Source organism: Pseudomonas sp. NY8896 (assembly GCF_039634505.1).
Genome location: NZ_CP132350.1, coordinates 1,028,420 through 1,050,176, shown reverse-complemented (window position 1 = coordinate 1,050,176; position 21,757 = coordinate 1,028,420). Strand labels below are relative to the sequence as shown.

The window sequence follows — 21,757 nt, the reverse complement described above, 5'->3', positions numbered from 1 at the left end:
CCGCTTTGCGGCCCCAGAAAATCACTCTACTGCCGAATCCGGGAACTGGTCCTGCACGTACTTGATCTCGGTGCGCCCATGGGCTGCCGGCAAGCCGTCTTCACCCAGGTTTACGAACACCATCTTGTCGACGGTCAGGATACTCTTGCGGGTGATCTTGTTGCGCACTTCGCACTTGAGGGTGATCGAGGTGCGGCCGAACTCGGTGGCGGTAATGCCCAGCTCGATGATGTCGCCCTGGCGCGACGCACTGACGAAGTTGATTTCCGACATGTACTTGGTCACCACGCGCTGGTTGCCCAGCTGGACGATGGCGTAGATCGCCGCCTCTTCGTCGATCCAGCGCAACAGGCTGCCACCGAACAGGGTGCCATTGGGGTTGAGGTCTTCGGGTTTAACCCATTTGCGGGTGTGAAAGTTCATCTGTACTCCTGACCTGCTTGGCTAACGTGTAGCAATGATGGCAGAGCGGCCGCCATCGCTCCATTGAACATCGACTATCGTCGCGATTAATCGACAGAAAACCTTGGGTGAAGGTGCCGCTCGCGGCTATAATCTGCGCCGCTTTACATGGCTGCCCACAGCGGGGCCATGCCCGCCACCTGTCCGAGGGGCGCTGCAGCAGGCTAGGCCTGTCAGGCTCGGATGGGGCGTTGCTCGCTCTCGCGGGCGCTTAACGCACAACGGCGCCCATTCGCACACTACGAATGGAGGCTCTCATGAGCGCTGCAAACATGCCTGCTGGTTTTACCGATTACAAAGTCGCTGACATCTCCCTGGCCGCCTGGGGCCGTCGCGAAACCATCATTGCCGAATCGGAAATGCCAGCCCTGATGGGCCTGCGTCGCAAGTACCTGACCGAGCAACCGCTCAAGGGTGCGAAGATCCTGGGCTGCATCCACATGACCATCCAGACCGCCGTACTGATCGAAACCCTGGTTGCCCTGGGTGCCGAAGTGCGCTGGTCGTCCTGCAACATCTTCTCGACTCAAGACCAGGCCGCCGCATCGATCGCAGCCGCCGGCATCCCGGTATTCGCCTGGAAAGGTGAAACCGAAGAAGAGTACGAGTGGTGCCTGGAGCAAACCATCCTGAAAGATGGCCAGCCATGGGACGCCAACATGATCCTCGACGACGGCGGCGACCTGACCGAACTGCTGCACAAGAAGTACCCACAGGTGCTGGACCGTGTTCACGGCGTGACCGAAGAAACCACCACCGGCGTGCACCGCCTGCTGGACATGCTGGCCAAGGGCGAGCTGAAAGTCCCGGCGATCAACGTCAACGACTCGGTCACCAAAAGCAAGAACGACAACAAATACGGCTGCCGTCACAGCCTGAACGACGCCATCAAGCGTGGTACCGACCACCTGCTGTCGGGCAAGCAAGCCCTGGTGATCGGCTACGGTGACGTGGGCAAGGGTTCGGCCCAGTCCCTGCGTCAGGAAGGCATGATCGTCAAGGTCACCGAAGTTGACCCAATCTGCGCCATGCAGGCCTGCATGGACGGCTTCGAGCTGGTCTCGCCGTTCATCGACGGTATCAACGACGGCACCGAAGCCAGCATCGACAAGGCCCTGCTGGGCAAGATCGACCTGATCGTGACCACCACCGGTAACGTCAACGTCTGCGACGCCAACATGCTCAAGGCCCTGAAGAAGCGTGCCGTGGTCTGCAACATCGGCCACTTCGACAACGAGATCGACACCGCCTTCATGCGCAAGAACTGGGCTTGGGAAGAGGTCAAGCCGCAGGTGCACAAGATCCACCGCACCGGCGCTGGCAGCTTCGACCCGCAGAACGACGACTACCTGATCCTGCTGGCCGAAGGCCGCCTGGTCAACCTGGGCAACGCCACTGGCCACCCAAGCCGCATCATGGACGGTTCGTTCGCCAACCAGGTACTGGCACAGATCTTCCTGTTCGAGCAGAAGTACGCCGACCTGTCGGCCGAGAAGAAAGCCGAGCGCCTGACCGTTGAAGTGCTGCCGAAGAAGCTCGACGAAGAAGTGGCCCTGGAAATGGTCCGCGGCTTCGGCGGCGTGGTCACCAAACTGACCAAGCAGCAAGCCGACTACATCGGCGTGACCGTCGAAGGCCCGTTCAAGCCACACGCCTACCGCTACTAAGCGGCAAGCTTGAAGCATCGAGCTTCAAGGTTCATGAACGATGCCCAAGCCAGATCGGCCATCACCGATCTGGCTTTTACTTGCAGCTTGCCGCTAGCAGCTGGCTGCTTGAGGAACGAGTGATGTCACAAGAACGCCGCTACAGTTTCGAGTTCTTTCCGACCAAGACCGATGCCGGTCACGAAAAGCTGATGGGCGTCGCCCGCCAGCTGGCCACTTACAACCCGGACTTCTTTTCCTGCACCTACGGTGCCGGTGGCTCGACCCGCGACCGCACGCTGAACACCGTGCTACAGCTGGAAAACGAAGTGAAGGTGCCTGCCGCGCCGCACCTGTCATGCGTGGGTGACTCCAAGGACGACCTGCGCGCCCTGCTGGCCGAATACAAGGCTGCCGGCATCAAGCGCATTGTCGCCCTGCGTGGCGACCTGCCGTCGGGTATGGGCATGGCCAGTGGCGAATTGCGCTACGCCAGTGACCTGGTCGAGTTCATCCGCCAGGAAACCGCCGATCACTTCCACCTGGAAGTGGCCGCCTACCCAGAAATGCACCCACAGGCGCGCAACTTCGAAACCGACTTGGCCAACTTCGTGCACAAGGTCAAGGCCGGCGCCGACAGCGCCATCACCCAGTACTTCTTCAACGCCGACAGCTACTTCTACTTCGTCGAGCGCGCGCAGAAGCTGGGCGTGGACATCCCGGTAGTACCGGGCATCATGCCGATTACCAACTACAGCAAGCTGGCCCGCTTCTCCGATGCCTGCGGCGCCGAGATCCCACGTTGGATCCGCAAGCAGCTGGAAGCCTATGCCGACGACACCGCCAGCATCCAGGCCTTCGGCGAAGAAGTGATTACCCGCATGTGCGAACAGCTGCTGCAAGGCGGCGCACCGGGCCTGCACTTCTATACCCTGAACCAAGCCGAACCGAGCCTGGCGATCTGGAACAACCTGAAGCTGCCACGCTGAAATCTTTTGGCAAAGTCTGCTTAAGAAATGATTAAGGCTTTGGTCATAGACTAAAGCCTTATTCATTTTCGGGTTAAACAGGTCTTGCCTGCCATGCAGCACCCCCAGCCTTCGCGCCCACAGCTTGTCTACCTGGCTTTCGGCCCAGCCACCTATCATCAGGAAGCCTGCTTCAGCATCATCAGCGCCCTCGCCCAACTGGGCAGCGCAGCCAGCGACGCCATAGGCATCCAGGTTTACACCGACAATCCGCAGCCCTACGCCAGCCTGCCCGTCACCGTGCACCTGCTGGACGAGGCCACCCGCCAGGCATGGAACGCCCCGCACGGTTATCACTTTCGCAGCAAGCATGTACTGCTGCGCCAGGTACTGCAGCAACACCCGCTGGCAGTGTTGATCGACACCGACACGTTCTTCCGCACTTCGCCACTGCAACTGTTCGCGCGCGTGGCGCCCGGCCGCCTACTGTGCAACGCCATCGGCCCGCGCTATGGCGCCGACCAGAAGTGCCTGCTGTACAAAAACCTGCTGACCATTCTCGGCTCACGGGGCCTGGCCGATTGCCAGATGCCACTGATCAACTCCGGGTTGATCGGCCTTACTGCCGAAGACAGCAACACCCTGGACCGCTCCATCGCCATGATGGACGAGTTCTACCCCTTGGCGCGCGAAGCCTACACCCTCGAGGAGTTCTGCTTGGCAGTGGCGGCTTATCGCAAGCTGGAACTGGCCGAGTGCACCGACGTCATCCATCACTACTGGAGCCGCAAGGCGCAGTTCCGCGCCAAGATTCAGGCCTGGCTGCGCAAGCACGGCCACGACCCACTGAGCCCGGCAGCGTTGGCCGACGTTAGTTTGGTCAACGACCAGTTGCCGCGGCCACCCACCCTGCACCGCCTGGGTTACAAGGCACTGAGCCTGACGCTGCCCAGCCAAGAGCGCCAATTCGCCCGCGAATTACTGTATGGCTGCTACCCCTACCCCAACGAATTCGACCGTGCCTGCGCGCCGGCCTGGTGGGACAAGGCCCTGGAAAACCTCAATGCCCGCCATGGCCACATGGAACCCGAGCGACTGCGACAATGCCTGCGCCACCCAGGGTTGCGGTTGTCGCTGGGTGAGCGGCGCAAGGATGTCGAGGCGCATCTGCTGCAAACATCGCAAGGCTGAGACATTCGAGGGGCACTGGCCTTGGGCCGGCCGACCGCGTAATCTCCGGCCATGCCACACATCGCCCGCCTGTTCTGGATCCTGCTGCTCGCCTGCCTGAGCCCGTTGGCTCTGGGCGAGCGCCTGCGCCTGGTGACCGACGACTGGGCACCCTATGTGTATCAGCACAACGGCCAACCGCGCGGTATCGACTACGAAGTCACCAGCCAGGTCTTCAAGCGCCTCGGCGTAGAAGTGGAGTGGCAGTTCCTGCCGTGGAAACGCTGCCTGGCCATGGTCGAACAAGGCTTGGCCGATGGCATCCTCGACATCTTCCAGACCGAATCGCGTCAGCCCTACCTGGTGTACGCCCCCGAGCCTATGTCGGACGTCGAATTCGTCCTGTTCCAGGCGCGTGCACGTCGCCATGGCGTAGCCCACCTGGAGGACCTCGCCGGCCTCACCGTCGGCACATCGCCCGGCTACGCCTATGGTGCAGCGTTCAACGACGCCCCCTATTTCGCACGCGAACCCGCGCCTACTCTCGAGGCCAATTTCGGCAAATTGATGCTGGGCCGCATCGACCTGGCGATCACCGACCGTAGGGTTGGGCATTACCTGCTCCATCAGCTGGGCCTGCAACAGCAAGTCGAGGAATTACCGTTGGTGATCAGCCGCCAGACCCAGTATCTGGGGTTGGTGCGCAAGCCCGGGCGGGAAGCACTGGCCCTGGCCTTTGCCGAAGAACTGCAGCGGTTCAAGCAAGAACCGGCCTATGCAGCGATCAGCAACCGCTACACAGGCGACATTGGAAACATTCTCAACGCCGTTGAGCAGCAGGAAAGCAGCACAGCGCGATAGCTCTGTTATACTCGGGCCTTCCCGCCCGGCTCACGCCCGGACGCTCGGCCTCGCAACAGGCATCCCGATCGGCACAGACGCCCCTCGCGTCCAGCCCCCGTTTCCCGGATGTGCAGTGAAAGCCCAGCTGGACCGGACGCGATCGCATCCCACCGATGCCCGTCGCGCCAGGCAGAACATCCCAACGGGCCCAGCCCACACGAGAACAGGATCGCCCATGTCCTTTGCTTCCCTCGGTCTCTCCGAGGCTCTTGTCCGCGCTATCGAGGCTGCGGGCTACACCCAGCCGACCCCCGTGCAACAGCGGGCCATTCCCGCCGTGTTGCAAGGCCGCGACCTGATGGTTGCCGCACAGACAGGTACGGGTAAAACCGGCGGCTTCGCCCTGCCGATCCTCGAGCGCCTGTTCCCGGCCGGCCACCCCGACAAGTCGCAGCGTCACGGCCCGCGCCAGCCCCGCGTGCTGGTCCTGACCCCGACCCGCGAACTGGCAGCCCAGGTGCATGACAGCTTCAAGGTCTATGCCCGTGACCTGCCACTGGTCAGCGCCTGCATCTTCGGCGGCGTTGGCATGAACCCGCAGATCCAGGCCATTGCCAAAGGCGTTGACGTGCTGGTCGCCTGCCCAGGCCGCCTGCTCGACCTGGCCGGCCAAGGCAAGGTCGACCTGGCCCACGTGGAAATCCTGGTGCTCGACGAAGCCGACCGCATGCTCGACATGGGCTTCATTCACGACGTCAAGAAGGTCCTCGCCCGCCTGCCGGCCAAGCGCCAGAACCTGCTGTTCTCGGCCACCTTCTCCAAGGACATCACCGACCTCGCCGACAAGCTTCTGCACAACCCGGAGCGTATCGAGGTCACGCCGCCGAACACCACCGTCGAGCGTATCGAGCAGCGCGTCTATCGCCTGCCCGCCAGCCACAAGCGTGCACTGCTGGCACACCTGATCACCCAGGGCGCCTGGGAACAGGTACTGGTGTTCACCCGGACCAAGCACGGCGCCAACCGCTTGGCCGAGTATCTGGAAAAGCACGGCCTGACCGCCGCTGCAATCCACGGCAACAAAAGCCAGAACGCCCGCACCAAAGCCCTGGCCGATTTCAAGGCCAACAGTGTGCGCGTGCTGGTCGCCACCGACATCGCCGCCCGTGGCCTGGACATCGACCAACTGCCGCACGTGGTCAACTTCGAGCTACCGAATGTCGAGGAAGATTACGTTCACCGCATCGGCCGTACCGGCCGTGCCGGTCGCTCGGGCGAAGCCATTTCCATGGTCGCGCCAGATGAAGAGAAGCTGCTCAAGAGCATCGAGCGGGTGACCAAGCAACGCATCCAGGATGGCGACCTGATGGGCTTCGACGCCAGCCAGGTAGAAGCCGAAAAGCCTGAAGTGCGCGAGCGCCCGCAGAACAGCGGCCGCGGTGGCCGCAACCAGCAGGGCCGCGGCGAAGGCGGTAAAGACGCCAACGGCGGCCGCAAGGACAAGGGCAAGGACAAAGGCAAGGCCAAGCAGCAAGCTGCAGAAAAGCCGGCCGACAAGGAAAACAGCGGCGACAAGCAACAGCAGCCGCGCAAGCCGCGTGACAAGAAGCCACGCCAACAGCAGCAGGCCAGCAGCAACAGCGTGCCGAAAGTACCGGCCGACCGCGACCCGGAAGAATTCCTGGACGACGATGTCGACAACTTCGGTAACCGTGCCGACTACGTCAGCCCGTACCAAGGCAAGAACCAAGGCCGCAATCGCCGCCCGGGTGGCGGTGCAGGCCAGGGCCAGAATAGCGGTCAACGCAGCAACGCTGGGGGCCAGGGCCAAGCTCGCAGTGGCGGCCAGCAGCGTAGTGGCGGCAGCGGTGGTGGCGGCGAAAAGCGCCCTGCCCGCGCCAACAACGGTGGCGGTGCCCGTCGTGACGGCGGTGGCCGTGGTCGCCCAGCCCGTGATGACGCAGCCCGGCAGGAGCCTGCCGTGCGTAACCCACGCCAGCCAGAAAAACAACCGGTGATCATCCGCAAGGAATCCAAGCTCGACCGTTACCCAACGCCTGAGCAGTTGGATGACGTGCCGACCCGACCACGCGGTGAGCGCCCGGCCTTGTTGACCCGAAAAGGCTGAACCCGGAGTAGCCCGATTTCAGGGCACTCCACGGGAAACGAAAACGCCGCCCAATGGGCGGCGTTTTTCATTGCCAAGGCAATGCTTACTTCTGCTTCACACCTTCGACACTGATATCCAGGTCCAGCGTCTGCGAAGTAGCGCCTGGGCCTTTGATGCCGAAGTCATTCAGGTTCAGGGTGGTGGTGGCGTTGAAACCAGCGCGCTCACCGCCCCATGGGTCCTTGCCTTCACCGTTGAAGGTTGCCTTGAAGGTGACCGGCTTGGTTACGCCGTGCATGGTCAGGTCGCCCGTAACGTCAGCAGTCTTTTCGCCAGTCGACTTGACGGCAGTAGAGACGAACTTGGCTTCAGGATACTTCTTCACATCGAGGAAGTCGGCGCTGGCGATGTGCTTGTCACGCTCGGCGTGGTTCGACCACAGGCTGGCGGTCTTCAGGTCGACGCTGATCTTGCTGGCTTCAGGCTTGGCGCTGTCCCAGGTGAAGTTGCCGTCGAAGTCCTTGAAGGTACCGTGGATGAAGCTGTAGCCCAGGTGGCTGATTTTCCAGTCAACGAACGCGTGCTGGCCTTCCTTGTCGATCTTGTACTCGGCAGCCATGGCCTGGCCAGCGGAGAGCAGAGCGGTACCGAGCGCCAGAGCGGCAAAAGTCTTTTTCAACATCCTGTTCCTTCCTATGCAATTGAGGTTGAGAGTCAAGCTTTGCGGCCCAGCATACGGGTCAGGGTCGCGTCACGGTCGATGAAATGGTGCTTGAGCGCTGCCAGGGCATGCAGCACGGCAAAAATCACCAGGCCCCATGCCAGCCACAGATGAATCACCCCCGCCACATCTGCCTGGTCGGGCAGGTCGCTGACCAGTGCCGGCACTTCGAACAGGCCGAACACCGGAATGCCGACGCCGTCGGCGGTGGAAATCAGGTAACCGGCCGCCATCACCGCAAACAGCCCAAGGTACAGGGCCAAATGGCCCAGCTTGGCCGCCAGGCGTGTGACCGCGCCATGGTTGGCGGGCGCCGGAGGTGGGGGGCTGATGAAACGCCAGATCACCCGCAGCAACATCACTGCCAGCAAAACCAGGCCGATACTCTTGTGCAGGTCCGGCCCGGCTTTGCGCCAGGGGCTGTAGTAGTCGAGACCGACCATCCACAGGCCCAGGCCGAACAGGCCGAAGACTGCCAGCGCCACGCCCCAATGCAGGACGATACTGACCACGCCGTAGCGAGAGGGTGAATTGCGCAGTTGCATGTTGGCGTGTTTCTCCGTGAAAGCTGTGCACAGACTAACGCGTAACGTATCGAATAAAAGCGGAAAAAATTGCTTCGGATTATCGAGAAATCCGATATGTATTCTGTAAGCTTCCCATTAAGGAAACATTAACGATAGCCGGGGAAATAGAGGTTGCCAGTACCGGCCTCGTGCTGCCAAGCGGTCGGTACTGGCGATCGATCAGCCAGCCTTGGCCTGGGTATTGGCCACAGCCTTCTTCGCAGGCTCGGACTTGGCTGTCGCTTTCTTGGCCTCAACAGGTTTGTGCGTCGGCGCATGCTTGGCCGGTGCCGCCTTGGTGGCCGCAGGCTTGGCAGCCGCTTCCTTCACTGCAGGTGCAGGCGCGACCGGGGCGGGCGCGGTTTGGGGAGCAGGCGCTGGGGCTGGCGCCACTGCTTCAGCCTTGGCAATCGGTTCTGCCTTCACCTCGGGCGTGTCCGCCCCACCAAACAGACGCTTGAAGAAGCCAGGTTTGTCCTGCTTGGCCTCATCGACAGGCTTCGACTCAGCTTTGGCAGGCGCCGCGTCAGGCTTGTCAGCCTTGTCAGACGAACCACCAAACATGTTCGAGAAGAACCCACCCTTGCTCGCCTTGGCGGCCGCCGAACCCGCCGCCGCCGCTGCGACCGGTGCCGCCTTGGCAGGGTCAAACGACTTGCCGGCCAGCAGATCCTGGGCCTGGCTGGCCGCACGCTGGCCGCTGCGCAGGGCGCCTTCCAGGGTGCCTGGATACAGGGCGTCGGTGTGCTCGCCAGCAAAAGTGATGCGCTGCACAGGGCGCTCCCACAGGCGCCAGTACTTGCTGATCTGCCCTGGGCCATAGGCCAGATAGGCGCCGCCGGTACCGGCGTCGGTGCTGTAGCGCTTGACCTCATAACCGGTGAAGGCACCACGGGCCTGCGGGTAGAAGGCATGCAGGCGTATCAGCACCTGGTCGACCATCTGCTTGTCGCCAAACGCCTGCAGCAGGCGGGCGTTGTCGCCGGACAGGTTGATGACCACGTTGGCGCCGCCCTTGAGCGCCGGCTCGATCCACAGCATGCCAAGGCCGGCGTTACTGAAGATTTCGCCCGACATGCGCGCGCGGCTTTCCCATACCGGCTTCTTGAACTTGAGCATCAGCTGGTCGCGCCAGCCATAGTTGGTACCCTTGAGCGCGGCCAGGTGCTGGCTGTCCAGGCCTGGGGTCATCTGGATTTTGGCCAGGGCGCGCAGCGGCACGGCCATTACCAGGTAATCCGCCTGGTAGCCGACGCTGCCGACTTTTACCGTGACGCCGTCCTTGTCCTGGACAATGGCGGTGACCGGCGAGCTGGTCTTGATGGTTTTCAATTGCTTGACGAAGGCCTGGGCCAGCACCGGGCTGCCACCGGGCAGCCGCGCGGCGCGCAGGTCGCGGTCGCTGACGCCGCGGTACACGCGGTTCTGCTGGGCGAAGTACAGCAACGACAGGCGCGACGGTTCATCGTAGCGCGTACGGATCTGCTGGTTGACCAGCTGGCGGGCGGTGGTCGGCAGTTGCAGTTTGTCCAGCCAGGTGGAGACGTTGATCTGGTCGAGGGCGAACAACGTGCTGTTTGCTTGCGGGTTCAGCGGGTCGTCGATCGAACGGGCCAGGTCGTCGAGGGTTTTCTCGTAACGCTTGAGCGCCTCGGCGGTAGCCGGCTGCTTGGTGGCCAGGTCGGTGGCACTGAAGTACTCGCCGTCGATCAGGTAACCGGGGGTACGCACGAACTCCGGCGCTGGCAGTGTTTCAAGCTTGAAACGGTCCAGGTACTGGTTCAGCACCGGCTGCGCCTTGGCATTGCCGATCCACTCGCTGGTTGCCAGGCCAGAACGCCCGCCCATGCCCGCCTTGGCCTCCAGCAGCGTCACCTGCCAGCCTTTGTTCTGCAACTCGTAGGCGGCCGTCAGGCCTGCCAGGCCGCCACCTACGACAATTGCCGTGGGCGTCTTGTCCTTTGCCAGCGCGGCGCCGCTGGACACACCAATCAATACCAACGCGCACAGGCGCACCCAAGCAGCAGCCATGTTGGCGAACTCCGAGTCAGAGGTTACAGAAACGGGGAGAGGCAGGGATGCCCCAGGAAGATGCGTTAAGAATACGTCAGGTCCGACCACCCTGCCAGCGCAGTGACATCAAGTCCTTTTGGCAACTGACATTTTTGCCAGTAGCCATGTCACACGATGGCAGGTAAAGCTGGCGAAGTTGGCCAGCAGCCCCGCCAGGAGGGCATACGCATGATCTTCGAGGAGCACTTCCAACACGTCGAACGGCAGTATCTGTGGCACAAGCAGACGCTTCATATGGCATCCGGGCTGAGTATCCGCTCCAACAGCACCTCCTGGACCGGCTTTCATGAAGCGTTCAAGGGTGAAGACGGCACCGAACTGGTGATTGGTGAACACAGCGACGTGGAAATCACCTTCGCCCAGGAAGTCGAATGCTTGCGGCTGGAATACTATGTGGTCAGCGATTTTCTCTGCGACGACCTGCACATGTTGTTCGATGCCGAGAACCAAGGCCATGACCTGGCTGCACCGACGCTGCTCAACTTCTACTGGCTTACCTTGGAAGGCAACGGCTTGCGCGACCTGCGCCCCGGCCCCATCGCCACACACCCCTACTACCAGCTGATCGAAGGGCCATTCCGGCGCCTGACCATTTCCACCTCGCAGGCTGGCACCGTGCACATCCGTCGCCTCGAATGGACCGGCACCCACCGCCATTGAACGGCAGCGGTTGTCCTGCCCTGCGGCATTGCTTAGGCTTACGCGGTCGAACCACGCCGTAAAGCCAGGAGAAGTGCCGATGGGCCTCAATGATCAGTGGATGCAACGCGACCTCAAGGTCCTGTGGCACCCCTGCACCCAGATGAAAGACCACGAGCAGCTGCCGCTGATCCCGATCAAACGCGGCGAAGGTGTGTGGCTGGAGGACTTCGAAGGCAAGCGCTACCTGGACGCGGTGAGCAGTTGGTGGGTCAATGTGTTCGGCCACGCCAACCCGCGCATCAACCAGCGCATCAAGGACCAGGTGGATCAGCTGGAACACGTGATCCTGGCCGGTTTCAGCCACCAGCCGGTCATCGAGTTGTCCGAGCGCCTGGTGGCCATGACCCCGGCCGGCCTCGACCGGGTGTTTTACGCCGACAATGGCTCGTCGTGCATCGAAGTGGCGCTGAAGATGAGCTTCCACTACTGGCAGAATGTCGGCAAACCGGACAAGAAGCGCTTCGTCACCCTGACCAACAGCTATCACGGCGAAACCATTGCCGCCATGTCGGTAGGCGATGTGCCGCTGTTTACCGAAACCTACAAGGCGCTGCTGCTCGACACCCTCAAGGTGCCCAGCCCCGATTGCTACCTGCGCCCCGAGGGCATGAGCTGGGAAGAGCACTCGCGCAACATGTTCCAGGCCATGGAACAGACCCTGGCCGAGCACCACGCCTCGATCAGCGCCGTGATCGTCGAGCCGCTGATCCAAGGTGCAGGCGGCATGCGCATGTACCACCCGGTTTACCTCAAGCTGCTGCGCGAGGCCTGCGACCGCTACGACGTGCACCTGATCCACGACGAGATCGCCGTGGGCTTCGGCCGTACCGGCACGATGTTCGCCTGCGAGCAGGCCGGCATCCGCCCAGACTTCCTGTGCCTGTCCAAGGCCCTGACCGGCGGTTACCTGCCGCTGGCCGCCTGCCTGACCACCGACAAGGTGTACCAGGCCTTCTACGATGACTACCCGACCTTGCGTGCGTTCCTGCATTCGCACAGCTACACCGGCAACCCGCTGGCGTGCGCAGCGGCGCTGGCGACCCTGGACATCTTCGAGCAGGACAACGTGATCGAGGCCAACAAGGCTCTTGCCACGCGTATGGCCACAGCCACTGCGCACCTGGCCGACCATGCTCACGTTGCCGAAATTCGTCAGACCGGCATGGCCCTGGCCATCGAGATGGTGAAAGACAAGACTGGCAAGGTTGCCTACCCCTGGCAAGAGCGGCGTGGCCTGAAGGTATTCGAACACGCCCTGACCCGCGGCGCCCTGCTGCGGCCGCTGGGCAGTGTGGTGTACTTCCTGCCGCCGTATGTGATCACCCCGGAGCAGATCGACTTCCTTGCCGAGGTGGCCAGTGAAGGCATCGACATAGCCACCCGCGATAGCGTCAGCGTTGCCGTGCCGGCCAACTTCCACCCCGATTTCCGCGACCCGGGCTAAGCCCGAAAGCCCGCGCCGACCCCCTGTAGGAGCGGCCTTGTGTCGCGAAAGGGCCGCGCAGCGGCCCCAAGCAATTCATGCATCGCCGCTGAAACCCTGGGGCCGCTGCGCAGCCCTTTCGCGACACAAGGCCGCTCCTACAACGGGCGAGTAAACCTTTAAAACGAGCACCCCATGAGACTGTCCCGCTTCTTCATCGACGCCCCCCTGAGCCTTGGCGAACACGACCTGCCCGAGGCCCAGGCCCACTACATCGGCCGCGTGCTGCGCATGGCCCCCGGCGACGCCGTGCAGCTGTTCGACGGCAGCGGCCAGGAATACCTCGGCCAACTGCTTGAAGTGGGCAAGAAAACCGTGCGTGTCAGCCTCGACCAAGCCCTCACCGGCCAGGCCGACTCACCGCTGCACGTGCACCTCGGCCAAGGCCTGTCGCGCGGCGAACGCATGGACTGGGCGATCCAGAAGGCCACCGAACTGGGCGCCAACGAAATCACCCCGATCGTCAGCGAACGCTGCGAAGTGCGCCTGAAGGACGAACGTGCCGACAAACGTCTGGCCCACTGGCGCCAAGTGGCGATCAGTGCCTGCGAACAATGCGGGCGCTCAACCTTGCCGGTCATCCACCCACCCGTGCCCCTAACCGAGTGGCTGAGCAGCACTCAGGCTGACCTGAAGCTGGTCCTGCACCCGGTGGCCGAACCGCTCACCAGCCATGCCAAGCCTGCAGGCCTGGCCTTCCTGATCGGCCCCGAAGGCGGCCTTAGCGAAGCCGAAGTCGAACAGGCCAAAGCCGCCGGTTTCCACGCAGCACGCCTTGGCCCACGCGTGCTGCGCACCGAAACCGCGCCGGTGGTGGCGCTGTCGGTGGCACAGCAGCTGTGGGGCGACTTTTAACTAACGCACATAGAACGACACCGCCACGAAGTGCATGAGGCTGCCGGCAATTACGAAGAGGTGCCAGATGCCGTGCCAGTGGCGGAAACGGCTATCGAAGGCGAAGAAGATGATGCCGACGGTGTAGAACACCCCGCCGGCCGCCAGCCAGGTAAAACCTGCGGTGCCCAGCGTATTGAGCAATGGCTTGACTGCAACCAGCACGATCCAGCCCATCACGGCATAAATAATGATCGACAGGATCCGCGCCTCGGAGCGCGGCTTGATCTCCTGCAACATGCCGATCACCGCCAGCCCCCAGACCACACCGAACAGGCTCCAGCCCCACGGGCCGCGCAGGCTGACCAGGCAAAACGGCGTGTAGCTGCCGGCGATCAACAGGTAGATCGACAGGTGATCGAGCTTGCGCATGATCACCTTCGCCCGCCCGCGGGTGCTGTGGTACAGGGTGGAAATGCTGTACAGCAACAGCAGCGTGCTGCCGTAGATGGAGAAACTGACGATCTTCCACGGGTCGCCTTGCAGGCCCGCGACCACGATCAGCCAGATGGCACCGATACAGGCGAGGACAGCACCGACCAGGTGAGTCCAGGCGTTGAAGCGTTCACCGTAATACATGCAAACACAGACCTCCCGAGGTGGGCTGGGTTCCTGAAGCAGTCTTTTTCGGCCTTACATCCTACCCAAGATCAGGTTGCAGATCCGCGTCACGCACCAGCCTTTCCAATGCAACCAGGTCCGGCACCCTTGCCACCTGCTCGCCCACCTGCACCGCCGCCAACTCCAGGCGCCCCAGTGCCACGTCCACATAGTTGAGCTGGCTGTCGAGCTTGCATGAACGCGGGATGTCCTGCAGCAACAGCGCCAGGTAACGCAGCCCGGTATCGCCCAAGGCATTGAGCACCACTACGCGTGCCCGCTCACCGCACGGCGTCTCGCCACCGCACGCCGCCTCGAAACCAATCAGCGGCAAGCGTTGCTGGCGCCAGTCGATCCAGCCCAGGTGCCAAGCGGGATCACCGTGCTGACACACCAGGTTGCGCTGCCCGCTCAACTCGGCCACCGCCACGTTGGGCAGCACCAGGGTGCGGTCACCCAACGGCAGCAACAGCCCGGTCAGGCTGCTGCGTTGGCCGGCAATCAGTTCAAGCATGGGTCTGGCTCCAATGGGCGATGCTCTGCAACAACAGCGACTCCTGGTACGGCTTGCCCAGGTACTCGTTGACGCCGATGGCCATGGCGCGGTCGCGGTGCTTCTGCCCGGTACGCGAAGTGATCATGATGATAGGCAGGTCCTTCAGGCGGGCGTCACGGCGGATACGTGTAGCCACCTCGAAACCATCCATACGTGGCATCTCGATGTCCAGTAGCAACACGTCGGGCCGGTGCTCTTCCAGCAAGGCCATGGCGTCAACACCGTCTTTGGCTGTGAGCACGCTCATGCCGTGGCGCTCCAGCAGGCGGCTGGTGACCTTGCGCACGGTTACCGAATCGTCCACCACCATCACCAGCAAGGGGCGGCGTGGTGCCGGGCCAAGCAGTTGGCGTTGGCTGCCACCAGCGGGCAGGCGAGCCAGCCGTCGCTGCTGGCCGCGCAGCTGGCCCAGCAGGTCAAGAATCAACACCACCCGACCATCGCCCAGCAACGTTGCCCCCGACAACCCGGCAACCGCGGCAAACTGCGGCCCCAGGCTCTTCACCACGATCTCGCGGCTGGGCGACAGGCCGTCGGCCTGGATGGCGAACGATTGCTCCTTGGCATGCACCAGCAGCACCGGCAATGGCACGCTCTGCCCCAGCAGCGTCGGGCGTGGCACACCTTGCAGCAACTCGCCCAGGTAGCGCAGCTCGTATTCGTGGCCGGCGTAGACATAACGTGGCGCGTCCAACTGGTAGCACGCCGCCAGCTCGGCCGGCGGCACACGAACGATACCTTCGATGGTATTGAGCCCAATTGCGTACTGCTCTTCGCCCAGGTGCACCATCAACGCGCGGTTGATGGACACCGTGAACGGCAGGCGGATCAAGAAGCGCGCGCCTTTGCCCTGGGCCGACTCGATGCTCATCGAGCCCCCTAGTTGCTTGACCTCCTCATGCACCACATCCATGCCCAGCCCGCGACCGGAAATTTGGGTGATCTTTTCGGCGGTGGAAAAGCCCGGGCGCAGGATGAACTGCAGGATCTCGTGATCGCTCAACTGGGCCTGCGGGTCCAGCAGGCCGCGTTTGATGGCCTTGCGCCGCACCGCCTCCAGTGGCACGCCGGCACCGTCATCGGTCATTTCGATGACGATATCGGCACCTTCGTGCAACAAATTCAGGTGAATGGTGCCCTGCTCCGGCTTGCCGGCAGCCAGGCGCATTTCGCGGCTTTCCAGGCCATGGTCGACGGCGTTGCGCAGCATATGCTCCAGCGGCGCCACCATGCGTTCGAGCACGCTGCGGTCCAGCTCACCCTCGGCATTGCCGACCACCAGCTCCACCTGTTTGCCCAGCTCGCTGGCCACCTGCCGCACCACGCGCTGCAAGCGCGGCACCAGGCGTTCGAACGGCACCATCAGGGTGGCGGTCAGGCCTTCCTGCAACTGGCTGTTCACCCGCGCCTGCTGCTGCAGCAGGCTATACGCCTCCTGAGCGCGCTGGGCCAGGGTTTCCTTCAGGTCGAGCAGGTCCGAGGCAGACTCGAACAGGGCCCTCGACAGTTGCTGCAGCTGCGAATGGCGGTCCATTTCCAGCGGGTCGAAATCGTCATAGGCATCGCCTTCGAACTGCTGACGGCTGGAAATTCGCCCTTGGGTCTCGACGTCCAGGCGCAGCAACTGGTCGCGCATGCGCTCGAGGGTGGTTTCCATCTCGTTGAGGGTGAACTGCGCATCGTTGACCTGCTGCTCGATGCGCCCACGAATGATCGAGTGCTCGCCGGCCAGGTTACCCAGGTCGTCGAGCAGCTCGGCATCGACCTTGACCATGTCGCCCGGCGCCCGCTCTGGCGCCGCTGCCGGCACTTCGGCGGTTGCAGCCTCCAGCGCCCCCTGGCCCGCGGCACTGTCGGTCAGTGCCGCGCTGCTGAAATTGCGAATGTAGTCGATCAGCGCCGTGGCAGCATGCAGCGGCTGCCCCAGGCGCACGGCATCGAGCATGTGCGCCAGACGGTCGTGGCAGTTCTGTAGCAGGGCGAACAGTGGCGCGCTCGGTGGCAAACGGCCGGCGGCCAACAGTTCGTAGAGAAACTCCAGTTCGTGGGCCAGGTCGCCGATCGGGGCGATTTCGACCATGCGCGCCACGCCCTTGAGGGTGTGCAGGTCGCGCATCAGGTTGTCCACCTCGACGCTGTTGCGCGGGTCGGCCTGCCAGCGCGCCAGGGCTGCTGCGGCGCTTTCGACGATGTCCGAGCTTTCTTCGAGGAACACTTCCAGCAGTTCTTCGCCGGGGTTTTCCGGCTTCTCGACCAGCGGCTCGGCGGCCCCCGGCAGCAACGACGGGTGCCCCAGCCCCAAGGTATCGGTCAGGTCCATGTCCGGGTGCAGCGGTGTGACCGTATCAATGCCCACAAGGCCGGTTGCATCCGGGGGCAGGGCCTGGTCCAACAGGTTGCGCAGGCTGCCAACCAGTTCTGGGCGCGGCGCCAGATCCTGTCCAGCCGCCACTTCGTCGAGCATGTCCAGCAGGGCTTCATGGGCGTGCTGCGCCTGGGCGAAGAAGCGTGCATCGGCGGGCAGGCTGCCCTCTTCTACTGCACCGTACAGGTCGAGCAAGGCCTCGCACACATCATCCATCTGCCACAGGTCAGCCAGGTGAGCGGCATGGCCCAGGGTGGTCATTTCATCAAGCAGGGTGTCCAGTGCGTCACGCTGACCTGGCTGCTGCTGCCAGCGCGACAGCACCGACTCGGCATTGAGCAGAATGTCCATGGCCTGGGCCAGGAAACTGGCGACCAACTGCGGGTCGCGCTTGCTGCGCCGCGCGTGCTGCGGGTCGTCATGCAAGCTGGCCAGGCGGCCGTCCACTGCCTGGCCAACCTGCTCGATCAGCTCCGCAGCGCCGGGTATGGCAGCCAGCGGCGTACTGTCAAGTTGCGCCAGGCCCAGATGAAACAGCGAGCGCGCGGCTTCCAACCATTCCATCTCGGCCATTTGCAGCGGCAGTTGATGCCCCTTGTACTCACGGGCCAAGCGGTCGAAGGCGGTGGCGAGTTCGGCGACCGGCATCACCCCGGCCATGGCGGCACTGCCTTTGAGCGTGTGCAGGGCACGCTGCAGGCCATCGCTGACCGGCGTATCGTGACCATCGGCGCCCTGCAGGAAGGCATCGAGGCTGGCCAAGTGGCCCTGCGCTTCACTGCGGAAAATATCCAGTAACTGCGGATCCAGGCCATCGATATTGGCCGTGGCTGGTGCGTCGTTTTCAGCCAGGGCGTGCAGGTGCCCAGCCAGTTGCTCGATTTCGGTCAGTTGCGGCAGCTGGCCGGCGGCAAAGTCGGCCAGCAAATCGGGCAGATGGACAAACACCTGCTGCAGGGCCACCACGCCCTCCGGGCTGAGCACGCTGCGGCCTTCCAGTACCCGGTTCAGCAGGTGCTCGGCGCCCCAAGCCAGTTCAGCCACCGCCTCGGCATGCACCATGCGACCGCTGCCTTTGAGGGTATGCAACGCACGACGTACTTCCCCCAGCGCCCCACGCTGCTGGTTGTCCGCACGCCAGCGCAGCCAGTGACGCTCGATTTCCGGGAGCAACTCGCCAGCTTCCTCGAGAAACACTTCGCGCAGTTCGTCGTCGATGCCATCGCCATCGGCTCCCAGGCCCGCTCGGGCGTCAGCCTGCGCACAGTGCACGCCCAGCGCCGCCAGACTGGCACGCGCCCTGTCGATGAAGGGCTGGCCATCCGCCAACGGGTCGGCCACCCGCCATTGCAGGTAACACTCGGCAGCACTCAGCGCCTCGGCCAGGTGCGTCAGCTCATCGGCGGGCGGCTCTTCGTCCAGGTGCTGCAACCAACGCTGCACATAACTTGCGCAGCCGGCAAACAGCTCGGCCACGGCGGGCAACATCAACATGGCCAAAGCCCCGCGAACCTGCTGCAATAGCCCTGGCAAAGGTTGCAGGCGCTGCCGAGGCCAGTCGGACTCCAGGTAGTCGCCGATCAGGTCCTTGGCCTGCTGCAATACATTCAGCGACTCGCTCAACACCAGCTGGCGTATCTCGGCCAGGTCCGAGCCCGGCAGGCTACCCTGGCCGTTTTCCTCCAGTGGGCCGACCATGCCGTTCAGCGAAGCCTCCACGTACAGCAAGGCCCCCGCCACATCCATAAGCACCGCATCGTCCACCGACCGCTCGCCCTGGGCCAAGGCCTGCAGCGCCAGCACCTGGTCGATGATCACCCGCCGTGGTTGTTGGAAGCCCAGTACAGCCAGGGTATCGGCCACGTGGCGCAGCGGCGCCAGCAGGGCATCGAGCTGCTCGCTGTGCTGACGATCGCTGCGCACGAACTGGTCCAGGCGCTCCTTGATGCGCATGAGGTCGTCGCAGAGCGCGGTCACCACCGAGCGCAGGGCATCGCGGCCCGGCCCGGCCTGCAATTGATCGCGCCAGTTGCCCAACGACAGGTCGAGGTTGGCCAGGTCGTCGGACCCGGCAAAGCGTTGCGCAGCACCACTTATCAGGCTTGCCTGGGCTAGCGGCTCGATGCCACGGCAGGCGCGCAGCTGGTTGAGCAGTGGCAGCATCACCAACGGCAGATCGTGGCGGGCGCCGCGCAAGCGTTCAAGGTACGACGGCAACTGCTCCAGACCACGGAACAGCGCACCCAGGCAATCGCCCCGTGGGCTGACCTGGCCATCGGCCAACGCCTTGGCGAACAGCTCCAGTTCCTCTGCCAGGCGCGTGGCGCCACGCAGCTCGAGCATGCGCAGGCAGCCATGCACCTGGTGCAAGTTGTCGACCACGAAGGCCAGCATCGACAAGTCGCCCGGTTCGCCGGCGAAGCGCTCCAGCGCCTGCCGTGCCTGGCCCAGGCAATCGAGAATGGCGGCCTTGGTCCAGGCCAGCGCCACCGTTTCGTGGCGCTCGGGGCTTACAGCAGCGACAGCCATGGGCACTCCTCTGCGCGGCGCTTCACTTGGGTTCTGCCGGTGGCGGCAGGGTGAAACCGGACACCGAACGGCGCATCTCGCTGGCCATGCGGGCCAGGTGGCGAATACTGTCGGCGGTGGCACCCGAGCCTGCGGAGGTTTGCGCGGTAATCTGCTGGATCACCGCCATGGTATGGGAGATCTGCCCTGCCGAAGAAGTCTGCAACTGGGCAGCGTCGGAAATGCTGTGGATGAGGTCGGCAAGGTTCTGCGATACCCCTTCGATCTCGGCCAGCGCCACCCCGGCATCCTGGGCCAGGCGGGCGCCGCGCACCACTTCGGCGGTGGTCTGCTCCATGGAGATCACCGCTTCGTTGGTGTCGGCCTGAATGGTGCGCACCAGTGCCTCGATCTGGCGGGTGGCCGACGACGAGCGTTCGGCCAGGCGCTGTACCTCGTCGGCGACCACGGCAAACCCGCGGCCGGCCTCACCGGCCAGCGAGGCCTGGATCGCAGCGTTGAGTGCGAGAATGTTGGTTTGGTCGGCAATGTCGTCGATCAGGCTGACGATGTCGCCGATTTCCTGGGAAGACTCGCCCAGGCGCTTGATCCGCTTGGCGGTGTCCTGGATCTGCTCGCGAATGTTGTCCATGCCGTTGATGGTGTTATGCACCACCTCGTTGCCCTTGTTGGCAATAGCCACCGAGCGCTCGGCCACCTTGGCCGATTCATAGGCATGCGCCGACACCCGATCGATCGACTCGACCATGTCGCCAACCGCCTCGGACGCTTCGCTGATTTGTGCGGCCTGGTGCTCGGAGGCCTTGGCCAGTTGGCGAGCGGTGTTCTGCGTGTCCTGCACAGCGGCGGCAACCTGCATGGCGCTGTGGTTGATGGTGGCGACCAGGTCGCGCAGCTGGTCCACGGAATAGTTGATCGAGTCGGCAATGGCGCCGGTGAAGTCTTCGGTCACCGACACGGTCACGGTCAGGTCGCCGTCGGCCAGCTCTTCGATTTCGTCGAGCAGGCGCATGATCGCCTGCTGGTTGCGTTCGTTCTTTTCTGCGGTCTCGCGCAACTGGCGGTTGGTGGTACGCACCATGACCAGGCCGATGAGGATGATCGAGGCCAGCGCCAGCAGGCCCAGGGCGTAACCGCCAACGGTGTCGAGGGTGCGCCCACCGGCCAGGTTCTCGAAACCGTTGGCCAAGTGCGAGGCTTCGTCGAGCAAGGTTTGCGAAAGGCTGAAAATGTTGCCTGCGGCTTCACGCACACGGAACAGTTCGGGCGAAGTTTCGAGAATTTCATCGACCGAACCTGCAACGAACTGGAACAGTTCGGCAATTTCGGCCAGCCGTGCGCGGGCGTCGGCGTCCTCGACGCGGGTTACCTGGATGGTCGCATTGCCATTGAGCATACCCTCCAGCACCTGACCAAAGCGCCCGGCGTCGCGGCCAAAGGCATCGGCCGCCTGGGCTGCGCTGTCGTCACCGGCCAACACCGTGTTGACCGAGCCGAGAATACGCTCGGCCAGCAACAGCTGGCGCTGGGCCACCGCCACCTGATTGGCCGGGGCACCGCTCTGCAGCAGGATCTCGACCACTTTTTCGTATTCCACCTGCAACTGCGGCACGGTCTCGGCCAGGGTCGCCGCCACCTGGTGCAACGACAGCACGGTCTGCTCGCTGGCCAGGATGATGTCGGTGTTCTTACGCAGGTTTTCCCAGTCACGGCGTACCGACTCCATCTCGTCACGCACCGAGGGTGGCGCAGGCGGCAGGCCGGTGGACTTGTCACCCTGACGCAGGTAGCCCCAGCGACGCTCGAAATCGTTGCGCGCATCCGACAGCAGCTTGAACGCCAACGCCTTGCCGGTGGCCGCTTCGGTGGCGTTCTTGGCAATGCGTTGCGACAGCACACGCAGCTCACCGGCATGGCCGATGTACTGCTTGTCGTAGTTGGACTGGGTATTGAGGTAGGCGAAGTTGGCGAACAGCAGGATGATCGACAGGATCAGGATCAGGAACAGCACGGTGATCTGCGCGATGCTGCGGGTACGTGGGGTCACGGTGGTGGCAGTGACGGGGGTG

Annotated in this window: 16 protein-coding genes and 1 riboswitch; of the genes, 8 read left to right on the top strand and 8 right to left on the bottom strand. The window is 63.4% G+C overall.

Annotated features, from left to right (window positions below; all coding sequences use genetic code 11):
- Positions 1 to 21: 21 nt before the first annotated feature.
- Positions 22 to 423: a hotdog domain-containing protein gene (locus Q9451_RS04660; RefSeq protein ID WP_012274534.1), complete on the bottom strand. Its 402-nt coding sequence runs from the start codon at positions 421 to 423 to the stop codon at positions 22 to 24.
- Between the two features lie 179 nt (positions 424 to 602).
- Positions 603 to 699, top strand: a riboswitch (S-adenosyl-L-homocysteine riboswitch).
- Positions 700 to 719: 20 nt separating this feature from the next.
- On the opposite strand from Q9451_RS04660, the gene ahcY reads away from it, so the two are divergent.
- From ahcY to Q9451_RS04635, 5 genes are all read left to right on the top strand, one after another.
- Positions 720 to 2,129 (top strand): adenosylhomocysteinase, encoded by a 1,410-nt coding sequence (gene ahcY / locus Q9451_RS04655; RefSeq protein ID WP_012274535.1) that lies wholly within the window; start codon positions 720 to 722, stop codon positions 2,127 to 2,129.
- Between the two features lie 122 nt (positions 2,130 to 2,251).
- Positions 2,252 to 3,097: a methylenetetrahydrofolate reductase [NAD(P)H] gene (gene metF / locus Q9451_RS04650; protein ID WP_012274536.1), complete on the top strand. Its 846-nt coding sequence runs from the start codon at positions 2,252 to 2,254 to the stop codon at positions 3,095 to 3,097.
- Between the two features lie 93 nt (positions 3,098 to 3,190).
- Positions 3,191 to 4,267 carry a hypothetical protein gene (locus Q9451_RS04645; protein ID WP_012274537.1) on the top strand — a complete coding sequence of 359 codons (1,077 nt, stop codon included), beginning with the start codon at positions 3,191 to 3,193 and terminating at the stop codon, positions 4,265 to 4,267.
- A 51-nt stretch (positions 4,268 to 4,318) separates the two neighbouring features.
- A complete protein-coding gene (locus Q9451_RS04640) occupies positions 4,319 to 5,107 on the top strand; it encodes a transporter substrate-binding domain-containing protein (protein WP_012274538.1) in 789 nt (262 codons plus the stop codon).
- A gap of 217 nt (positions 5,108 to 5,324) precedes the next feature.
- Positions 5,325 to 7,217, top strand: a complete 1,893-nt coding sequence (locus Q9451_RS04635; RefSeq protein ID WP_264316621.1) for a DEAD/DEAH box helicase — start codon at positions 5,325 to 5,327, stop codon at positions 7,215 to 7,217.
- A gap of 85 nt (positions 7,218 to 7,302) precedes the next feature.
- On the opposite strand, the gene Q9451_RS04630 is transcribed toward Q9451_RS04635, so the two are convergent.
- The 3 genes from Q9451_RS04630 to Q9451_RS04620 form a co-directional block, all read right to left on the bottom strand.
- Positions 7,303 to 7,881, bottom strand: a complete 579-nt coding sequence (locus Q9451_RS04630) for a YceI family protein (RefSeq protein WP_012274540.1) — start codon at positions 7,879 to 7,881, stop codon at positions 7,303 to 7,305.
- Between the two features lie 32 nt (positions 7,882 to 7,913).
- Positions 7,914 to 8,465, bottom strand: coding sequence for a cytochrome b (locus Q9451_RS04625; RefSeq protein WP_012274541.1), 552 nt, complete (start codon positions 8,463 to 8,465; stop codon positions 7,914 to 7,916).
- 201 nt (positions 8,466 to 8,666) lie between these two features.
- A complete protein-coding gene (locus Q9451_RS04620) occupies positions 8,667 to 10,517 on the bottom strand; it encodes a flavin monoamine oxidase family protein (RefSeq protein ID WP_012274542.1) in 1,851 nt (616 codons plus the stop codon).
- Positions 10,518 to 10,727: 210 nt separating this feature from the next.
- Here Q9451_RS04620 and Q9451_RS04615 point away from each other — a divergent pair, with 210 nt between their 5' ends.
- The 3 genes from Q9451_RS04615 to Q9451_RS04605 all read left to right on the top strand — a co-directional run bounded on the left by Q9451_RS04615 (position 10,728) and on the right by Q9451_RS04605 (position 13,599).
- Positions 10,728 to 11,219 carry a hypothetical protein gene (locus tag Q9451_RS04615; RefSeq protein ID WP_012274543.1) on the top strand — a complete coding sequence of 164 codons (492 nt, stop codon included), beginning with the start codon at positions 10,728 to 10,730 and terminating at the stop codon, positions 11,217 to 11,219.
- Between the two features lie 79 nt (positions 11,220 to 11,298).
- Entirely contained in the window at positions 11,299 to 12,705 is a 1,407-nt protein-coding gene (locus Q9451_RS04610) for an adenosylmethionine--8-amino-7-oxononanoate transaminase (RefSeq protein WP_012274544.1), read from the top strand.
- Between the two features lie 174 nt (positions 12,706 to 12,879).
- Positions 12,880 to 13,599 (top strand): 16S rRNA (uracil(1498)-N(3))-methyltransferase, encoded by a 720-nt coding sequence (locus tag Q9451_RS04605; protein ID WP_012274545.1) that lies wholly within the window; start codon positions 12,880 to 12,882, stop codon positions 13,597 to 13,599.
- On the opposite strand, the gene Q9451_RS04600 is transcribed toward Q9451_RS04605, so the two are convergent.
- The 4 genes from Q9451_RS04600 to Q9451_RS04585 form a co-directional block, all read right to left on the bottom strand.
- Positions 13,600 to 14,217 carry a hemolysin III family protein gene (locus Q9451_RS04600; protein WP_012274546.1) on the bottom strand — a complete coding sequence of 206 codons (618 nt, stop codon included), beginning with the start codon at positions 14,215 to 14,217 and terminating at the stop codon, positions 13,600 to 13,602.
- A gap of 61 nt (positions 14,218 to 14,278) precedes the next feature.
- Positions 14,279 to 14,752, bottom strand: coding sequence for a chemotaxis protein CheW (locus tag Q9451_RS04595; protein WP_012274547.1), 474 nt, complete (start codon positions 14,750 to 14,752; stop codon positions 14,279 to 14,281).
- On the bottom strand, positions 14,745 to 19,688 hold the full coding sequence (locus Q9451_RS04590; protein WP_012274548.1) for an Hpt domain-containing protein: 4,944 nt from the start codon (positions 19,686 to 19,688) through the stop codon (positions 14,745 to 14,747). Before Q9451_RS04590 ends, Q9451_RS04595 begins: the two co-directional genes overlap by 8 nt.
- A 22-nt stretch (positions 19,689 to 19,710) precedes the next feature.
- Positions 19,711 to 21,735 (bottom strand): methyl-accepting chemotaxis protein, encoded by a 2,025-nt coding sequence (locus tag Q9451_RS04585; protein WP_223296421.1) that lies wholly within the window; start codon positions 21,733 to 21,735, stop codon positions 19,711 to 19,713.
- Positions 21,736 to 21,757: the final 22 nt, after the last annotated feature.

What these genes read in the sequence shown, in the direction of transcription:
- Q9451_RS04630 (WP_012274540.1), bottom strand. Translation starts at nt 7,881, where the DNA reads ATGTTGAAAAAGACTTTTGCCGCTCTGGCGCTCGGTACCGCTCTGCTC.
- Q9451_RS04605 (WP_012274545.1), top strand. Translation starts at nt 12,880, where the DNA reads ATGAGACTGTCCCGCTTCTTCATCGACGCCCCCCTGAGCCTTGGCGAA.
- Q9451_RS04615 (WP_012274543.1), top strand. Translation starts at nt 10,728, where the DNA reads ATGATCTTCGAGGAGCACTTCCAACACGTCGAACGGCAGTATCTGTGG.
- Q9451_RS04600 (WP_012274546.1), bottom strand. Translation starts at nt 14,217, where the DNA reads ATGTATTACGGTGAACGCTTCAACGCCTGGACTCACCTGGTCGGTGCT.
- metF (WP_012274536.1), top strand. Translation starts at nt 2,252, where the DNA reads ATGTCACAAGAACGCCGCTACAGTTTCGAGTTCTTTCCGACCAAGACC.
- Q9451_RS04595 (WP_012274547.1), bottom strand. Translation starts at nt 14,752, where the DNA reads ATGCTTGAACTGATTGCCGGCCAACGCAGCAGCCTGACCGGGCTGTTG.
- Q9451_RS04625 (WP_012274541.1), bottom strand. Translation starts at nt 8,465, where the DNA reads ATGCAACTGCGCAATTCACCCTCTCGCTACGGCGTGGTCAGTATCGTC.
- Q9451_RS04635 (WP_264316621.1), top strand. Translation starts at nt 5,325, where the DNA reads ATGTCCTTTGCTTCCCTCGGTCTCTCCGAGGCTCTTGTCCGCGCTATC.
- Q9451_RS04620 (WP_012274542.1), bottom strand. Translation starts at nt 10,517, where the DNA reads ATGGCTGCTGCTTGGGTGCGCCTGTGCGCGTTGGTATTGATTGGTGTG.
- ahcY (WP_012274535.1), top strand. Translation starts at nt 720, where the DNA reads ATGAGCGCTGCAAACATGCCTGCTGGTTTTACCGATTACAAAGTCGCT.
- Q9451_RS04660 (WP_012274534.1), bottom strand. Translation starts at nt 423, where the DNA reads ATGAACTTTCACACCCGCAAATGGGTTAAACCCGAAGACCTCAACCCC.
- Q9451_RS04640 (WP_012274538.1), top strand. Translation starts at nt 4,319, where the DNA reads ATGCCACACATCGCCCGCCTGTTCTGGATCCTGCTGCTCGCCTGCCTG.
- Q9451_RS04590 (WP_012274548.1), bottom strand. Translation starts at nt 19,688, where the DNA reads ATGGCTGTCGCTGCTGTAAGCCCCGAGCGCCACGAAACGGTGGCGCTG.
- Q9451_RS04610 (WP_012274544.1), top strand. Translation starts at nt 11,299, where the DNA reads ATGGGCCTCAATGATCAGTGGATGCAACGCGACCTCAAGGTCCTGTGG.
- Q9451_RS04645 (WP_012274537.1), top strand. Translation starts at nt 3,191, where the DNA reads ATGCAGCACCCCCAGCCTTCGCGCCCACAGCTTGTCTACCTGGCTTTC.